Source organism: Janthinobacterium sp. BHSEK (genome assembly GCF_056174685.1).
On the sequence record NZ_JBWBYV010000015.1, the window covers coordinates 1 to 16391 of the forward strand.

The window sequence follows — 16391 nt, forward strand, 5'->3', positions numbered from 1 at the left end:
CCCGCCGCCACACCACGCACTCGCAACACGGTTCCCTGGGGCACGAGCCACCAGGCAAGCTTGAAACTTACTGACTTTACAAGGTTACACACATGGAATGGTTATTTGACCCGACAATCTGGGTCGGCCTGCTGACGCTGGTCGTACTGGAAATCGTACTGGGTATCGACAACCTGATCTTCATCGCCATCCTGGCCGAAAAGCTGCCGCCGCACCAGCGCGACAAGGCGCGCGTGCTGGGCCTGACCCTGGCCCTCGTCATGCGCCTGGGCCTGCTCTCGCTGATTTCCTGGCTCGTCACACTGACGACGCCCTTGTTTTCCATATGGACCTTCTCGTTTTCGGGGCGCGACCTGATCCTGCTCGTCGGCGGCCTGTTCCTGCTGTTCAAGGCCACCACCGAGCTGCACGAACGCCTCGAAGGCGTCACGCATGCCCAGACGGGCCCGAAAGTCTATGCCGGCTTCGGCCTCGTGGTGGCGCAGATCGTCGTGCTCGACGCCGTCTTTTCCCTCGACGCCGTCATCACGGCCGTCGGCATGGTGGAAAACCTGTACGTGATGATGGCGGCCGTCGTCATTTCCATCGTCGTCATGATGCTGGCCTCGAAGGTGCTGACGCGCTTCGTCAACGCCCACCCCACCGTCGTCGTGCTGTGCCTGAGTTTTTTGCTGATGATCGGCCTGTCGCTGGTGGCCGAAGGCCTGGGCTTCCACATTCCGAAGGGCTATCTGTACGCCGCCATCGGTTTCTCGATCGTCATCGAGTTCTTCAACCAGCTGGCGCGCCGCAACTTCCTCAAGCTGCAATCGAACGCCCCGCTGCGCGACCGCACGGCGCAAGCCGTGCTGAGCCTGCTGGGCGGACGCAAGGGCCGCGAAGCCGTGGAAGAGCACGAAGTCAAGGAATTGCCCGACGTCTCCGCCTTCGGCGTGGAAGAGCGCAACATGGTCAGCGGCGTGCTGACCCTGGCCGAACGCTCGATCCGCTCCGTGATGACGCCGCGCGGCGACGTCTCGTGGGTCAACCTGAACGACAGCAGCGAGAAGATGCTGCAACTGCTGCGCGACACGCCGCACAGCATGATTCCTGTCTGCAACGATGACCTCGACAATGTGGCCGGCATCGCGCGCAGCAAGGACCTGATCGAAGACCTCGTCTCGCATGGCAAGATCGATCCGGCCAGCATGCGCGAAGCCGTCGTCGTGCCGGAAGCGGCCGGCGTGCTGAAAGCCATGGAAACCCTGAAGCGCTCGCGCGGCCAGCTGGTGCTGGTGGTCGACGAATTCGGCACCGTGCAAGGCGTGCTCACGCCGATCGACATCCTGGAAGCCATCGCAGGCGAATTCCCCGACGAGGACGAACAGCCCGACGTGGAAGTGCTGGGCCCCGGCCACTGGCGCATCGATGGCGCGACGGACCTGCATTACCTGGAGCAAGTGTTCGAGACGGAAACCCTGGTCAGCGAAGACGGCGAATACAACTCGCTGGCCGGCTTCCTGCTGGCGCATTTCGAGAACATGCCAGCCGTGGGCGAAGTGCTGGAGCTCGACGGCTTGCGCTATGAAATCGTCGAGGCCGACGAGCGCCGCATCGCCAGCGTGGACGTGCGCCGCAGCGAGCCCGATCACAGTTTGTAACACAATGGCAAGCGTGCTACGCTTGCCATGCCGTATGCTGGGGTCTGCCTTTTTTGGAGACGCCAACATGAAACACTCGCTGCTACGCCTGACTCTGCTCGCTTGCGCCGCCTTGGGCAGCCAAGCCCATGCCGCCACCATCAAGCCCGGCCTGTGGCAAGTCGATAGCAAGATGGCGTCGCCCGACGCCGCCACCGACAACGCCATGTCCATGGTGCTGCAGCAGCTGGGCAACCTTCCTCCCGATCAACGCAAGCAACTGGAAAGCATGGCGGCCAGCCGCGGCATGGCCATGCCCACCGTGGGTGCCGACGGCGCCGTGCGCGTGACGGCGTGCGTGACGCCGGAAATGGCGGCGCGCAAGCAGATTCCCACGGGCCAGCCCGGCGACTGCACCTCGAAGAACAGCGACACCGCGGGCGGCATGCATGTATCGTTCACCTGCGCCAACCCGAAATCGAGCGGCGAAGGCCAGCTCACGTTCACCGGCGACCGGGCCTTCAATATGCAGTTGGCGGTGACGACCAGCGCGCGCGGCACACCGGAACAGGTGAATGTGACGAGCAACGGCAAGTGGCTGGGGGCAACGTGCCCGGCCCCATCCGCCTCCGCTCAGAAGCCGTGACGGAAACCCATGTTGAATGCGGCGTCGCCGCGCCCCGCGTCGCTGGCATTGCCCACCGTGTAGCGGGCGCCGTTCTTGTTGTGGATCTTCGCGTAGGACGCGTAGAAATCGCTGCGTCTTGACAGGGAATACGTGAGGCCGACGGCCACCTGATTGGCGTCGCGGTTGGCCAGGTCGCGGTCGTCCTTGCGCACGTACGAGGCCAGCAGCTTGAAGCCGCCCACGGGCACGGACACGCCCAGCAAGGTGTCGCGGCTGTCCGATGACGACATCGACAGGGCCAGCGAGCTGTAGGCATTGTTCGGGTCCCACGGCGAGCTGCCATAGCCCTTGTTCACGCCCACGGCGGCAAAGGCGGTGGCCACTTTCAGGTCGATGTTCGCCGCGATCAGGGTGTTGCGCGACGACATGTCAATGGCGGGCAAGGTGCCGGAGGCGAGGATGAAGTTGTTCTTGCGCTGGTGCGACACGCTGACATTCACGGCGCCGGCCGAATAGCCGAGGGTGGCGCCATACGCGCGGTTGTTGGCGCTGCTGTATGGCGACTCGCCGAAGCTGTAGATGGCGCTGGCCGTCACGCCGCGCAAGGCGGGCGTCGCGTATTTGACGGTATTGTCGTAGCGTTTCACGCTGTAGCCGGCCAGGTTGCTGGCGCTGCCAGCCATGCCGCCCTTGAACGGGTCGGCCACGTCGGTCAGGGTCAGGTATTGCAGGTTGTACTGGCGCCCCAGGGTCAGCGCGCCCAGGCGGCTGTCCAGGCCCACGTAGGCCTGGCGGCCGAACAGACGGCCCTCGTCCGACTGGCCCGTGTCGTTCTGGATGCCCGCTTCCAGGGTAAATACGGCGGAGACGTCGTTGCCCAGTGCTTCGCGGCCCTGCACGCCCAGGCGCGAGCCGGAGGCGACGCCACCGGACAGCTTGGCGCCGGCGCAACCGGCGGCACAGCCCCGTTCGGCCACGATACCCGCGTCGAGCACGCCGTACACGGCAACGTTGGTGGATGCGGCATTGCCCGCGCCATCGGCAGCCTGGGCCGTCGCGCCCAGCGCGAATGGCCCCATCCCTATCACAGCAAGCGCAAAATACGAGGTCTTCATGATAAATATCTCGGTCACGTGAATTGAAACTTCCCGGTATTGATCAGGACATGCGCTGTGTGTCTGATCCAAGTGTTACCTTATCCTCGCTTTTTGTCCAGCCATCCGTGCGTTGTACAACAGAAACTTCAGCTTAGCCTCAAGAAACACGTCGCGCACTGACAACACGCAAGATTGACCATGATTGTGCCAATATGCGGCAAAATGGCGTGAATTGCAGGCCCTGCCGTAAAGCAATGTTCGGTGGCGAACGTTGCGCGATCTGACGCAGGCGGTACACTACTGGTTTTACCGACAGCGGCTCGCCCGTTTTTTTGCATGCTAGCTATCCTCGAACGCATTGACCCCAACTCCAGCAATATCGACTTGCTGGTGGAATTATTCAACTCACTGCGTCCCAAGCGCCCCCACGACAGCGCTACCGCGATTGCCAACGTGCGCACCCTGCGCCAGCTTCTCAAAGGTAACCCCGCGCAGGCGCGCGCCCTGCACGAATACGTGCTGCGCGTGCTGGCCGCGCGCCGCCACGCCAGCCTGTACACCGATATCGGCGTGCTGTCGAACAGCGGTTTCTTTACAGAATTAAAACGCCGCATCGCCTACCGCATGCTGCCGCCCGCCCTCGGCGACGAATACCTGAACGACGCGCTCGACCAGGTGCTGTACCTGAAGACCGATTATTTGTGGATCAGCAACGTGCCCGCCACGGACTGGCTGGAACTGTTCGACGTATTGACCAGCGATGAGGTCGAACTGGCCGTCGGCGATGGCAATATCATGCTGCCGGGCATGCTCGACGCCATCCGTACCCTGTCCTACCGCGTCTGCGCCATGGGCCTGGAACCGGAACTGACGCGTTTCCACAATGAAATTGAAGTGTTCCAGTCGCCGTTCATGGTGCAGAACACGGAAGTGAACGCCTATCTGGACGCCTATACGAGCCTGCTGCAGGGCGATATCGAACACATCGAGGATGCGCGCCATTTGCTGGTGATGCTGGACCAGTGCGACGCCGTCATCGCCAAGATCCGCAAGAAGGCGCTGTACCAGGGCACCAGCATTCCCCTCACGTATTTATTGGTGGCGCTGGCGCAGAGCATCGACCGCTTGCGCAAGCTGCTGTTCCTCGTCGACACGAGCGGCGAGCTGCCCGCATCGAACAACGTGGACATCGACGCCATCACGGTGGACGCCACGCAGGACTTACTGCACCCGCAACCCGTCAGCCGCCGCCGCGCGGGCGCCGTCGGGCTGGCGCTGGAACTGATACGCGCGCATAACCACAAATACAAGGTCAGCGACCTGTTTTCCGACAATATCAACTTGCTGGCGCGCAATGTGACGGAAAACGCCAGCCGCACGGGCGAGCACTACATCGCGGAAAACCGCCGCGAAATGGGTGCCATGTTCCTCTCGTCCGCCGGCGCGGGCGTGATCATCGGCTTCATGGCCCTGTTCAAGATCTTGATGTCCTACCTGCGCTCGGCGCCGCTGGTCGAAGCCTTCATGTTCAGCATGAATTACTCGATCGGCTTCATGTTCATCCACTTGCTGCACTTCACGGTGGCCACCAAGCAGCCGGCCATGACGGCGTCGCGCATCGCCGCCGGCCTGCACAGCAAGGATGGCCGGAACATCGACCTCGACAGCATGGCGGAACTGATCAACAAGGTCTTCCGCACGCAAAACATGGCCGTGCTGGGCAACCTGGCGACGGCCATCCCCACGGCGTGGCTGATCGCGCTCGGCTACAAGGCGATCACGGGGCACAACCTGGTGACGCCGGAAAAAGCCATGCACCTGCTGCACGATATCGACCCCATCGGCAGCCCCGCCATCTTCTACGCCATGATCGCGGGCGTGTGCCTGTTCGTCGCGGGCCTGATTTCCGGCTACTACGACAACCAGGCCCTGTACACGCGCTGGGCGCAGCGCATCGCGCAATTGCGCGGCCTGGGCCGCGTGATCGGCCAGGAACGCTTACAACGGCTGGGCCTGTACCTGGAAAACAACCTGGGCGGCCTGATGGGTAACTTCTATTTCGGTATCCTGCTGGGCTCCATCGGCACCCTGGGCTTCCTGATCGGCTTGCCCATCGATATCCGCCACATCACCTTCTCGGCCGCCAACTTTGCGACAGCGCTGGTGGGACTCGACCACAATATGAGCTGGCAACTGGCCGTCAAGTCGCTGTCGGGCATCTTCGCCATCGGCACGGCCAACCTGCTGGTCAGCTTCGGCCTGGCCCTGTGGGTAGCTCTGCGTTCGCGCCAGGTGCGCTTCAAGCACGGCATGCAGTTGCTGAAGATCCTGGGCAAGCGTTTCCTGCGCTCGCCCATCGTCTTCTTCTTCGGTTCGAAAAACCCGCCGCCACTGGCACTGGCCGATGACTCGGCAAACCTGTCACCCACGACCAAGGCTCAAAAATGACCGCTCGCCGCATGCAACCCTGCCTCACCGCCCTACTGCTGTGCTGGACCCTGGCTGCATGCGCCGCGTTGCCAAACGTTAAAAATCTCAATACCACCCTGGAACCCGTGGCCAAGCCCAAGGTGATCACGGGCAAGGGCGCCGTGCTGAACGTCAACAGCCGGGCCGCCCTGCTCAACAAGCGCTGGGCCAGGTCCGGCATGGACTTGAAGACCCAGGCCGCGCTGGAAGAGGCGGCCACGGGCGTGCCTTTGATCAAGGGCAACAAGGTGACCCTGCTGTTTGACGGCCCGCAAACCATGGCCGCCATGTTCCAGGCCATCAGCGAAGCGAAGAACAGCATCAACCTGGAAACGTATATCTTCGACCAGGACCCGCTGGGCCTGAAATTCGCCGACATGCTGATCGAGAAGCAGCAGGCGGGCGTGACGGTCAACGTCATCTATGACAGCGTGGGCACGATCGGCGTGCCGCAGGCGTTTTTTGACCGCATGCGCGCGGCCGGCGTGCACCTGGTGGCCTTCAATCCCGTCAATCCCGCCAAGCTCAAGGGCGACGACTGGAAGATCAACAACCGCGACCACCGCAAGGTGCTGATCGTCGATGGCAAGACGGCGTTTACGGGCGGCATCAATATCAGCGATACCTATGCGAAAAGCTCGCTGTTCCGCTCGAAATCGAAGCCCACCGACAAGAAGGACGTGGGCTGGCGCGACACGCACGTGAAAGTGGAAGGCCCGGCCGTGGCCGCCTTCCAGTGGCTGTTCATCCGCACCTGGGCCCAGCAAGACCAGGCCGACTTGCCGGACGCCAATTATTTTCCCGTGCTGTCCGAAGTGGGCGACAAGCTGGTGCGCGTGGTGGCCAGCGAACCGGACGGCGGCTTTGAAATCTACAAGGCCTACATCCTGGCCATCCAGGAAGCCAAGAAATCCATCCACATCACGTCCGCCTATTTCGTGCCCGACCAGCAGACGGTCGACGCGCTGGTCGCGGCAGCGAAACGGGGCGTGGACGTCACCGTGGTGCTGCCCGGCGTGTCCGACAGCGGCCTCGTGTTTCATGCGGGACACGCGCTGTACGACCAGCTGCTAGCCGGCGGCATCCGCATCTTTCACTTGAAACTGGCCGTGCTGCACGCCAAGACGGCCGTCATCGACGGCGCCTGGTCGACGGTCGGCTCGACCAACATCGACATGCGCAGCTTTTTGCACAACAGCGAGCTGAACGTGATCGTGCTGGGCGACAGCTTCGGCCGCGAAATGGAAAACGCCTTCCAGGAAGACTTGCGCGACTCGGAAGAGATCACCAAGGCAAAATGGGAAACGCGCCCCATCTCCGACCGCATGAAGGAGTGGGCGGCGCGCTTCATGAACTACTGGCTGTAAGCACCGATCAGGCGGCTGGATATTTGCACAAATATGCACTATATTGCACCAATAGTATGACGATCGTCGTACTGCTCATATCTGGAGTGGACCACCATGGGAACCGTGCGCAAGACCATTACCTTGACGGACCAGCAGGACGACTGGATCAAGGCGCAAATTGACGCGGGGCGCTATACGAACGACAGCGAATACATCCGCGACCTGATCCGGCGTGAACAGGAACGCAGCGCCGAACTCGATGCGATCCGCGCGGCGCTGGTGGAAGGCGAGGCCAGCGGCGAACCCCAGCCTTTCGACGCCAGGGCTTTCAAGCAGAGAATGCTGGCAGCGCATGGCTGAATACCGGCTGACGCCCGCCGCCGAACGTGACCTTGAGGCGATCTGGGCGTATACGTCGCAGCGGTGGAGCGTGCAGCAGGCCAGTCTTTATCTTGACACCATGACGGCAGCCTTCGATGACCTGGCACGCGCGCCCGAGACGGCACCGGCATGCGAGCAGATTCGGCCCGGCTACCGGCGCCGCAAAGTCGGACGGCACATGATTTATTTCCACATCACTCACTATGGCATTGCCATCGTCCGCATTTTGCATGACCGCATGGATGCGGCACGCCATCTGTAATTAACACATCATTGATCACAGCGGCCGCAAGCTGGCCCACACCCCGCCCTGGCGTTCGAACGCTTCCGTGCTGACCTTTTCAAAGTCGGCGCTGTCTTCATTCCAGCTGTAGCGCTCGACCCGGATGCAGCTGTTTTCCACGCGCAGCACATTGAACGAGTTCGACTCGCCCCTGCCCCGCGTGGACGTGGCCGTGCCCGCCTGCACCATCAGGGCCGCGTAACCGGCGATCTTGTAGCGCTCGGCCGTGTTGCCCGCCACGCTGGCATGCAGATGTCCCGCCAGCAATAAATCCACGCCGCATTCGGAAAACATTTGCAGCGCCTGCGGCGCGCGGTCCACCAGGTCATCCTCGTCGAAGTGCTCGGGCAAGTCGAATGGATGGTGCGTGACGATGATGCGCGTCAAACCGGGCGACAAGCGGCCCAGGCGTTCACGCAGGAAATCGATCTGCTCGTGGCTGATGCGGCCATCCTTGAACGTCAATGAGCGGGCCGTGTTGATGCCCAGCACGGCGATTTCCTCATCCACGTATTCGGGCGACAAATCGTCCGTCACATGGCGCCGGTATTTCACCAGCGGCGTCAGGAAGCGGGAAACGACGTTGTACAGGGGCACGTCATGGTTGCCCGGCACCACGATCTGCGGCCCCGGCAAGCTGTCGAGAAAGTGCCGCGCCGCCTGGAACTGGGCGCTGCGGGCCCGCTGGGTGAGGTCGCCGGAGACCACCACCACGTCCGGTTCCAGGCGCTCGACCAGCGCGCGCAAGGGCGCCAGCAAGTCCCCGTCGACCCGGCCGAAATGCAGATCCGATAAATGCACGATGGTACGCATCGCGTTCTCCTAGCTGGCGGCGGGTACGGGCGCCGGCACGATCACTTCGAGCGCGGCCGTGCGGATGCGGTAGCGCAGCGGGGTATTCATGACGGTCACTTCGCCATCGGTGGCCACGCGCAGGCGGCGGTGGCGCGTGGCGATCTCCAGGTCGGTGGCCGTCAGCACATCGAAATCCTTGGCCTGCGACAGCTTGCCGAACAGTGCATGCAAGGCCAGCTTCAGCAAGCCCAGGCGGCCCGGACGCTGCGCCACGTACAGGCTCAGCTGGCCGCCATCGAGCCGTTCGCGCTCGCCGATATTCAAGCCTTCCATCAGATATTCATTATTGCCGATGAAGACGAAAGGCGTGCGGCGCGCATGCACGGCGTCGTTGAGTTTCAGCTGCACGCTGAGAAACGGATAGCGGCGCAAGGCGGCCACCAGCGCCCAGCTGAAGGCCAGCCACTTGCCCCGTCCCAGCCGCCGCTGCTGCTTTTCGCGGTCGCGCACGATATCGGGATACAGGCCCAGGCTGGAATTGTTCAGGAAGATGCGGCCATTGACTTCGCCCACGTCGACCTGGTGTCGCACGCCCTGCGCCACATTGGCAATCGCCGCATCGAGGTCAAGCGGGATATTCAAATCCTTGGCGAAGTGGTTCAAGGTGCCCAATGGCAAGACGCCAAACGACGTGCCGCTGCCGACGACGACGGAGGCGACGGCATTGATGGTGCCATCGCCTCCGCCGGCCACGACGATGGGCGCGCCATCGCGCAAGGCTTGTTCGGCCGTGGCGATCATCTCGGCCCCGCTTTGCGCCAGGGTGATGGCGGCGTCGAGGCCCACGGCCAGGAATTGTGCTTCGAGCTGCTGCGCCCAGTCGGGCGCATAGCCGCAACCGGCGCCCGCATTGATGATGACTGCAATCTTGCTCAGGATCACTCCCCTTATCTGGTTTGCCGGATATGCCGGCGGCGGCGCAGGGTCGATACGCCGGCGATACAGATGGCCAGCCAGCCATAGCTTTCCGCCATGGCCGCCAGCACATCGCTCAGGTAATGCGCGCCCAGGTAGATGCGGCTGAAGCCGACGAGCGACGCCATCAGGAATGCGCCCAGCGCGATGGCGATGCGCTTGCCCCAGGCGCCCGGTGCCGTCTGGCAAATCAGGTAGGCGGCCAGCAAGCCGTACAGGGCTGTCGAGGTGGCCGTATGGCCGCTGGGAAAGCTGTACGTGCTCAAGGCCGTCTGCAGGATGGGCTCGTCAAAGCTGGGCCGCGCGCGGACAAAAATGTACTTTAACAGCAGGTTCAAAAACATGACGCCCGGCATGGTGATCACCAGGGTAAACAGCCAGTAATTGGCGCCCTTGCGGTGCAGATACCAGCCCAGCAAGATAGCCAGGGTGATGGCGCCGATCACGCCATGCATATGCGTGACGACCAGCAGGCAACTGGTGATCCACGGCACGGCATGCTGGTTGAACCACTGCGCCACCTGCAGGTCGATCACGGTGATCCGGGCCATGCCCATCACGGCTTCGGCGATCTCGTGGAAGACCACGATGGCCACCAGCATCAGGGCCACGCCCACCGTCATATGCAGGCCCAGCTCGCCTTCGGGCGACAGGCGCGCCTCGACGAAGCGCCGCAGTTTCATGGTCCAGCCCGTGGTCATGCCCATGTCATTATTCTCTTGCAAACTGATCTCTCTTTCATGTTCCTGGCGATGATCAAAAAAACCACACCAGAAAAAAATACTGTTTATTCATACAGTAGCTGTGTTTTCATACAGTAGTTATGCTATTCTGATGACTCGTTCAACACATCTCCCTCAAAGGAATTGTCATGGCAACATTGAATAGCGGTTTTGGCTCACGGTTCGGCCTGGAATACGCCCCAAGCTCTTTCCTCGTCCGCATGGGCAAGCGCGAAATCCTCGTTTGCCGCGACTTCCGCAAGCGCTACTACACCGTCAATCCCTTGATCGAGTGCGGTACGGGCATCGAGCCGGGCTATGTTGAAGTGCTGCTGATGCGCCGTTGGCTCCTCATTCTATCCAAGGCGCATTAAGAATGCCTTTAAAGCATGGTGCTTGCACCCTGTTGTAAAGTCAGCTCCGCCCGGCCACGCCGGGAGCGCGCCAGTACCGGCCAGCGGCAACGCTGGCCGACCCCTCATTACTGCGTGCGTTCCGGGGCGGCCGGGCTGGCAGGTGTATTCGGGCCTGTCTTGACAGGCGCCACCTTGTCGAACACATTCGCTTCGTACCACAGCGTAACGAACAGCACCGTCACGACGGGGCCGATGAACAGGCCCACGAGGCCCAGGGTTTCCACGCCGCCCAAAATGCCGAACAGCACGGCCAGGAAAGGCAAGCGGGTGGCGTTGCCGATCATGCCGGGGCGCACGAAGTGGTCGGCCACGAACAGCACCACGGTGCCCCAGGCGGCCACGCCGATGGCGGCGCCCACATTGCCCTGGAAGACCAGCAAGGCGGCCGCGCACAGGTAAGCGAGCGGCGCGCCGAACGGGATGATGGCCAGGATGCCCGTGGCGAACGCCCACAGGGCCGGCGACGGCAAGCCGGCGATGGCATAGGCGAAGCCGATCAGCACGCCTTCAGCCAGACCCACCAGCACCAGGCCGTTGACGGTGGCGCGGATGGCGGTCGGGATCTTTTGCGCATAGCGGCCCCAGCGTTCAGGGCGCAGGAAATGGCTGCCGACGGCCGTGATCTGGCGCGTCAGCGCTTCGCCATCCTTGTAGAAGAAAAACAGGCATAAGAAGGCCAGGCCGAAGTCGACCAGGCGGTGGAAGACGTCCGCGCCCAGTACCTTGAGCATGTCGCGCGCGGAATGAAAGCCGCCCACGGCGCTGCCCGCAAAGAAGTGGCCGAGGCCGTGTGGCTGGCTCAGGGTGGCTAGCCACCAGTCGCCGATGGCGCTGCCCGCCAGGGGAATATGCGGCACCCAGTCCGGCACGGGCAAGCCGTCCGTATTCGCATGGACGACGAAATTGGCCAGCACGGGCACTTCGCGCGCCGCCTGCGCCACGCCGAACAGCACGGGGATGATGAAGATGCAGGCAAACGCCAGGGTCAGCACGGCTGCCGCGATGATGGTGCGCCGGCCCAGCGCCGCGCGCACGCGCAGGTACAAGGGCCAAGTGGCCACGCACAGGATGCCGGCCCACACGAGCGGCAAAAAGAAACGCTTCATGACGAAGGCCGTCACGGCGATCAGGGCCAGGGAAAAGCCTGCGCTGACGATGTCGCGCTGGGTATCGGTCATACCACTCCATTCGTGCCCGGCGCCACAGGCCGCCAGTATTCGCTATGCGCCAGTTGCGCAGGCATAGCGTAACACGCCACCCGCCAAGCTTATACCAGTCCCAGTTCCACCGGTTTGACGCCGGCAAACACATGATCGAGTTGCGCCGGCGTCAAACCGAAGGTGCGGCGCAGCAAGCCGCCCAGCACGGCCCGGTATTCATTCAGCACGGGCATGTCGCGGTTCTGGAACAGCGTCGCCTGCGAAATCGCCACCTGTTCGCCCGCCACCTGCTTGCCCTTGATCCCGCCACCGAGCACCCAGAACACGCTGCCGTGGCCATGGTCCGTGCCGCGGTTGCCGTTTTCGCGGAAGGTGCGGCCAAATTCGCTGACCACCACCACCACGGTATTGCGCCATTCGCTGCCCATTTCCTGCGAAAACGCGGCCAGGCCCCGCCCCAGCTCGTCGAAGCGCCCCGCCAGATAGCCGTTGGCGCCGCCCTGCCCCACGTGCGTATCCCAGCCGCCCACATCGACGAAACCGAGGTTGTATTTGTCCTTCATCAAGCGGGCGATGCGCTGCGCTTCCAGTTCAAAACCCTTGGTACTGATGGCGTTGCGGTTGGCCGCCTGCATTTCTCCCGTCAATTCCCGGCTCACGTCCGCGCGCACGGCAAAGCCCGCGCTGACCGGTTGCTGCAAGGGCGTGCCCTTGTACATGGCGGCGATGAGCTGGCTTTGACGCGCATCAATACCGGACTTGCCCACGGAGCGCAGCCCCATGTTCGGCACTTGCACGCCGCCCTGGAAGATCAGGGGCAGCTGGTCCGTGAAGGAAATGGCGTGATTGCCGCTGTTGAGGCTTTGCGCCAGCCGGTTCAAAAAGCCCGAGCGGAAATCGCGGCGCCCGCCCAGTTCCTGCCCCAGTTCAATGCTGTCCTGCGTCTCGAAATGGCTGCGCGTCAAATCCGTCGTGCCCGCAAACGGGATGAAGGCCGCCTCGCCGCCCGTGAACATCGGGTAGATGGTCTCGCGCAAGGCGGGATGCAGGGCCCAGTCGGCGTTCAAGGCCAGCGCGCCGTTGTCCGCACCTGGTTTTGCAATGGCGATATTCGGCCGCGATGCATAATAAAAATCGCTGCCGAGCGGCACCAGCAGGTTGTTCGCGTCATAGCCGCCGCGCAGGAAGACAAACAGCAGCTTCGCATTCGTGGCGGGCGCGGCCAGCAGGCTGCCCGCGTGCGACAACAGGGGCGCGGCGGCCAGGGCTTTCAACAGGTCACGACGGTTCATGGCGATCCTTTCAATCTAGCGGTGCATCATTTCCGGCGAAGAGAGCAGAAATGTATTCCACTCCTGCGGCGAGGCGGCCTGCTCCAGGGCCTGGCGCGTGGCGGGACTCAACGTTGGCTGCAGCGACTGGTAATACAGGGCGCTGGCCAGCTGGGGAAACGCGACCTTTTCCTGCGGCTGCGGCCCATCCGTCTTGAACAGGCCGGCGCTGCCCGAACCGATGGTGCGGGCGATATCGAAACGCGTCGTCATCTGGCCGGGGCTGGCCCAGGAGGCGTCCGTCAGCGGATAGCCATCGGGCGTCTGGCGCCCGTACAGGGGCTGGCCCATGCGCGCAAGCCAGCTCAGCATGGGGCCCGCGTTCAGGATCGGCTTGTCGTCGTAGCTGAGGCGCACGGCCGACACCACATAATGCATGGGATCCTTGAATTTCTTGCCCAGCGACTGCCTGAACTCGGGACTGCTGAACATGGTCTGCAGCACGTCGGCGATCATGCCGTCGCTGTGCTGGAAGGTGGCCGCCATGCGCGCCACCAGGGCTTCGGGTGGATTGTCGCCGACGAAATACTGGGCCAGCTTGCCGCTGATAAAGTGCGCGGTGGCGGGAATGCGGCTCAGGCGGTCCAGCGCTTCATCGAGTTCGGCCAGTCCCCGGCCCTTCACCGTTTGCCCCAGAAATTGTTTATCGCCGTAATCGTGGCGGTTCGGATTGAATTCGAACAGGCCGCGGCGCACGTATTGCGATTGCAGCGCCGGTTTCACCTTCGGCGTATCCGTGCCCAGGTTGACGCCCACGCCCGTCAGGATGCGCGCCAGTTCCTGCACGTCGGTCTGGCTGTAGCCGCCGTTGACGCCCAGGGTGTGCAGCTCCATCAGCTCGCGCGCATAGTTTTCATTGATGCGCTTGACGGCATTGGCTTCATTGTCCAGGTAGCGCAGCATCGCCGGATGGTGGACGGTGGCGCCCAGCAAGTCGCGGAATTTCCCCAGTGCGTGCGGCGCGATGGCGTTCGCCTCGTAATCGCCCACCATGGCGCGCAAGTTGTGTTTGCCTTGGTGTACGCTGAAATGGTTGAGCCAGAACCAGCTCAGCTGCTGCTGCAGCTGGTTCGGCGAATACACGTCCAGCAACAGCGAACGCGTGGCCGCCTCGCGCGCCAGGCGATTCAGTTCCTGCTGGTACTCCTTTTGCGCCTGCTGCTTCGCCATGTCGTCCATGACGCCGGCCGATGCCTTGCGCTTTTGCTCCACGGACATGACGAGCTGATCGAGCGGCACCTGGCTGATGGTCATGGCGTCGATCTGCGCCTGCACTGCGGGCGGCAGCGTGGCTTTGCCTGGGTGCAATTGCGCCCGCAGCCAGGCGTTCCAGCCTTTCTCTTGCACCTGGCGCACGCTGCCCCCGTTCACGCCCCAGCTGACCCGTTCCAGCATGGCAATGTCCTGCGCGGAACTGACCGGCGCGCGATGATCGGCCTGGACGGCAGGTTCCGTCGCGGCACAGCCGGCCAGCAACAGCAGGGACATCAAGGTCGTCGGCAATAATCGGTTCGGGGTCATGGCAATCCTTCAAGCGGTTTCATGCAGAATGCCTGAGAGTACGCCCAGGTTGACGTGCGCATGATTGCCATTTGCAACGAGTTGTAATCAAGCAGGATTGCTCATTAGGAAACTTTTCGCGGGTACGGGCACATGACTGATGAATAATCTCGGATAAAATGTTATCGGGAGAATTGCGTATTGCAATGGCAGCTACGTATTTTCTCTTGAACCAGACATTATCCATACAATACGTCCATATTAAAAAGAAATGAAAATATTATTTATCGCTGCATTCGGAATGTTATCGCTCATACAAACGCCGTCAGCCTCCGCGGAGAATCTGAATGGAAAAACGCTGTATGTCCAGCGATGTGCCGTGTGCCATGGCGCAGAGATCAAGGGCACAGGGCCATTGGCGAATAAAAGCACGCCTCCCACGCCGGACCTGACAACGGCCGCTTTCAAGAAACGCCTGAAGGATTATCCGGGCGTGATCGTATCCTCGGTCATACTGCGTCCGAATGGCGATTTGATTCCAAAGACCTTGAAAGAGAATGGCGTCAAGATCGCGCCATACGCCTGGCGGGTAAAGGATTTTCGCGATTTGAATCAATACATGAGCGATGTGATTTTCAAAAACCGCTGATCTTACAATCAGCGGAGTACACCTCGCGCAGGAATCATCCGCAATCAATTATCCTGTTTGAATAACTCCGCACACTTGTCGCGCAGGAAATCGCGCAGCTGCAGCACCAGCGGCGTCACCTGCGCCCGGTGCATGCAGACCAGGTGCAGGGGCGTGGCCTCGCCCGCCACGTCGGGCAGCAGCACGTGCAGGCGGCCGGCCGCCACGTCGCCGGACACGTCCAGCCGCGATTTACAGGCGATGCCCAGGCCCGCCACGGCCCAGCGCCGCACGAGTTCGGCATCGTCGGCGCTGCGGTTGCCGCTGACGGCAATCGTCACTTGCTCGCGCTGGGGCAAGCGGTAAAAAGTCCAGCGGTCGTGCAAGCCGTCTTCCAGCGCGAAGCGCAGGCAATTGTGCTGCGGCAAGTCTTCCAGCGCCAGCAGGGGGCCATGTTCGCGCAGGTAGCCGGGCGACGCCACCAGCACTCTGTCGTTGGCGGGCGCGATGGGCATGGCGACCATGCTCGAATCGTCTTGCTGGCCATAGCGGATGGCCACGTCGACTTGCTGGCGCACCATGTCGGCCACCCGGTCGCTGACGCTGAGCTGATACTGCAGCTTCGGATGGCGCACTTGGAACTCGTCCAGCCAGCCCAGCATCAGGTTGCGGCCCAGGTCGGAAGGCATGGCAATTTTCAAGGTTCCGCCGAAACTGTCCTTGCCGGCCAGCAGTGCGTCATGGCCCGCGCGCAGCAGGCGCAAGGCTTCGCGCGCGTGCTCCAGGTATTGCGTGCCTTCCGGCGTCAGGCTCAGCGAACGGGTCGTGCGGGCCAGCAGGCGCAAGCCCAATTCCCCTTCCAGGCGCTTGACGGCGGCGCTGGCCAGCGCGGGCGAGATGCCGATCTCGCGCGCGGCCGCCGAGAGGCTGCCCCGGTCGGCCGTGCGCACAAATACCTGCAAGTCATCGAGTCGCAGCAATTTTCAGCATTCCTTTGAAAGTGTTTCGGTACGCGCCGTCTTTTTCGCTGGCGAGAAA

Annotated in this window: 16 protein-coding genes; 8 read left to right on the forward strand and 8 right to left on the reverse strand. The window is 62.5% G+C overall.

Annotated features, from left to right (window positions below; translation table 11 throughout):
• The first annotated feature begins 92 nt into the window (after positions 1-92).
• Both AC0V2Y_RS07345 and AC0V2Y_RS07350 read left to right on the forward strand, forming a co-directional pair.
• Complete coding sequence (locus tag AC0V2Y_RS07345; protein ID WP_475415961.1) at positions 93-1640, forward strand: TerC family protein; 1548 nt, start codon at positions 93-95, stop codon at positions 1638-1640.
• Positions 1641-1707: 67 nt separating this feature from the next.
• Positions 1708-2265: a DUF3617 domain-containing protein gene (locus AC0V2Y_RS07350; protein WP_475415962.1), complete on the forward strand. Its 558-nt coding sequence runs from the start codon at positions 1708-1710 to the stop codon at positions 2263-2265.
• Here AC0V2Y_RS07350 and AC0V2Y_RS07355 read toward each other — a convergent pair.
• On the reverse strand, positions 2253-3362 hold the full coding sequence (locus AC0V2Y_RS07355) for a porin (RefSeq protein ID WP_475418152.1): 1110 nt from the start codon (positions 3360-3362) through the stop codon (positions 2253-2255). The genes AC0V2Y_RS07350 and AC0V2Y_RS07355 overlap by 13 nt on opposite strands.
• 318 nt (positions 3363-3680) lie before the next feature.
• Between AC0V2Y_RS07355 and AC0V2Y_RS07360 the strand changes: the two genes are divergently transcribed.
• From AC0V2Y_RS07360 to AC0V2Y_RS07375, 4 genes are all read left to right on the forward strand, one after another.
• Complete coding sequence (locus tag AC0V2Y_RS07360; RefSeq protein WP_475415964.1) at positions 3681-5792, forward strand: site-specific recombinase; 2112 nt, start codon at positions 3681-3683, stop codon at positions 5790-5792.
• Positions 5789-7180 carry a cardiolipin synthase gene (gene cls / locus AC0V2Y_RS07365; protein WP_475415965.1) on the forward strand — a complete coding sequence of 464 codons (1392 nt, stop codon included), beginning with the start codon at positions 5789-5791 and terminating at the stop codon, positions 7178-7180. Before AC0V2Y_RS07360 ends, cls begins: the two co-directional genes overlap by 4 nt.
• A gap of 96 nt (positions 7181-7276) precedes the next feature.
• Positions 7277-7522, forward strand: coding sequence for a type II toxin-antitoxin system ParD family antitoxin (locus AC0V2Y_RS07370; RefSeq protein ID WP_070224900.1), 246 nt, complete (start codon positions 7277-7279; stop codon positions 7520-7522).
• Entirely contained in the window at positions 7515-7805 is a 291-nt protein-coding gene (locus AC0V2Y_RS07375; RefSeq protein ID WP_475415966.1) for a type II toxin-antitoxin system RelE/ParE family toxin, read from the forward strand. Before AC0V2Y_RS07370 ends, AC0V2Y_RS07375 begins: the two co-directional genes overlap by 8 nt.
• A gap of 15 nt (positions 7806-7820) precedes the next feature.
• On the opposite strand, the gene AC0V2Y_RS07380 is transcribed toward AC0V2Y_RS07375, so the two are convergent.
• The 3 genes from AC0V2Y_RS07380 to AC0V2Y_RS07390 are packed head-to-tail and all read right to left on the reverse strand — an operon-like array spanning position 7821 to position 10321.
• Entirely contained in the window at positions 7821-8639 is an 819-nt protein-coding gene (locus AC0V2Y_RS07380; protein ID WP_475415967.1) for a metallophosphoesterase family protein, read from the reverse strand.
• Between the two features lie 9 nt (positions 8640-8648).
• Positions 8649-9563, reverse strand: coding sequence for a diacylglycerol/lipid kinase family protein (locus AC0V2Y_RS07385; protein ID WP_475415968.1), 915 nt, complete (start codon positions 9561-9563; stop codon positions 8649-8651).
• Positions 9564-9568: 5 nt separating this feature from the next.
• Positions 9569-10321, reverse strand: a complete 753-nt coding sequence (locus AC0V2Y_RS07390) for a phosphatase PAP2 family protein (protein WP_475415969.1) — start codon at positions 10319-10321, stop codon at positions 9569-9571.
• Between the two features lie 146 nt (positions 10322-10467).
• Between AC0V2Y_RS07390 and AC0V2Y_RS07395 the strand changes: the two genes are divergently transcribed.
• A complete protein-coding gene (locus AC0V2Y_RS07395) occupies positions 10468-10692 on the forward strand; it encodes a hypothetical protein (protein WP_010396348.1) in 225 nt (74 codons plus the stop codon).
• Positions 10693-10799: 107 nt separating this feature from the next.
• Here the strand turns inward: AC0V2Y_RS07395 and AC0V2Y_RS07400 are convergent, their stop codons facing one another.
• From AC0V2Y_RS07400 to AC0V2Y_RS07410, 3 genes are all read right to left on the reverse strand, one after another.
• Positions 10800-11912, reverse strand: a complete 1113-nt coding sequence (locus AC0V2Y_RS07400; protein WP_475415970.1) for an AI-2E family transporter — start codon at positions 11910-11912, stop codon at positions 10800-10802.
• A gap of 89 nt (positions 11913-12001) precedes the next feature.
• Entirely contained in the window at positions 12002-13186 is a 1185-nt protein-coding gene (locus AC0V2Y_RS07405; protein WP_475415971.1) for a DUF1501 domain-containing protein, read from the reverse strand.
• Between the two features lie 15 nt (positions 13187-13201).
• Positions 13202-14746, reverse strand: a complete 1545-nt coding sequence (locus AC0V2Y_RS07410) for a DUF1800 domain-containing protein (RefSeq protein WP_475415972.1) — start codon at positions 14744-14746, stop codon at positions 13202-13204.
• 250 nt (positions 14747-14996) lie between these two features.
• Between AC0V2Y_RS07410 and AC0V2Y_RS07415 the strand changes: the two genes are divergently transcribed.
• Entirely contained in the window at positions 14997-15374 is a 378-nt protein-coding gene (locus AC0V2Y_RS07415) for a c-type cytochrome (protein WP_475415973.1), read from the forward strand.
• 44 nt (positions 15375-15418) lie between these two features.
• Here the strand turns inward: AC0V2Y_RS07415 and AC0V2Y_RS07420 are convergent, their stop codons facing one another.
• On the reverse strand, positions 15419-16333 hold the full coding sequence (locus AC0V2Y_RS07420) for a LysR substrate-binding domain-containing protein (RefSeq protein ID WP_475415974.1): 915 nt from the start codon (positions 16331-16333) through the stop codon (positions 15419-15421).
• Positions 16334-16391: the final 58 nt, after the last annotated feature.

Excerpts from the sequence above, each read along its gene's own strand:
- AC0V2Y_RS07345 (WP_475415961.1), top strand. The coding sequence starts at position 93 with ATGGAATGGTTATTTGACCCGACAATCTGGGTCGGCCTGCTGACGCTG.
- AC0V2Y_RS07395 (WP_010396348.1), top strand. The coding sequence starts at position 10,468 with ATGGCAACATTGAATAGCGGTTTTGGCTCACGGTTCGGCCTGGAATAC.
- AC0V2Y_RS07380 (WP_475415967.1), bottom strand. The coding sequence starts at position 8,639 with ATGCGTACCATCGTGCATTTATCGGATCTGCATTTCGGCCGGGTCGAC.
- AC0V2Y_RS07350 (WP_475415962.1), top strand. The coding sequence starts at position 1,708 with ATGAAACACTCGCTGCTACGCCTGACTCTGCTCGCTTGCGCCGCCTTG.
- AC0V2Y_RS07375 (WP_475415966.1), top strand. The coding sequence starts at position 7,515 with ATGGCTGAATACCGGCTGACGCCCGCCGCCGAACGTGACCTTGAGGCG.
- AC0V2Y_RS07415 (WP_475415973.1), top strand. The coding sequence starts at position 14,997 with ATGAAAATATTATTTATCGCTGCATTCGGAATGTTATCGCTCATACAA.
- cls (WP_475415965.1), top strand. The coding sequence starts at position 5,789 with ATGACCGCTCGCCGCATGCAACCCTGCCTCACCGCCCTACTGCTGTGC.
- AC0V2Y_RS07400 (WP_475415970.1), bottom strand. The coding sequence starts at position 11,912 with ATGACCGATACCCAGCGCGACATCGTCAGCGCAGGCTTTTCCCTGGCC.
- AC0V2Y_RS07370 (WP_070224900.1), top strand. The coding sequence starts at position 7,277 with ATGGGAACCGTGCGCAAGACCATTACCTTGACGGACCAGCAGGACGAC.
- AC0V2Y_RS07405 (WP_475415971.1), bottom strand. The coding sequence starts at position 13,186 with ATGAACCGTCGTGACCTGTTGAAAGCCCTGGCCGCCGCGCCCCTGTTG.
- AC0V2Y_RS07410 (WP_475415972.1), bottom strand. The coding sequence starts at position 14,746 with ATGACCCCGAACCGATTATTGCCGACGACCTTGATGTCCCTGCTGTTG.
- AC0V2Y_RS07360 (WP_475415964.1), top strand. The coding sequence starts at position 3,681 with ATGCTAGCTATCCTCGAACGCATTGACCCCAACTCCAGCAATATCGAC.
- AC0V2Y_RS07355 (WP_475418152.1), bottom strand. The coding sequence starts at position 3,362 with ATGAAGACCTCGTATTTTGCGCTTGCTGTGATAGGGATGGGGCCATTC.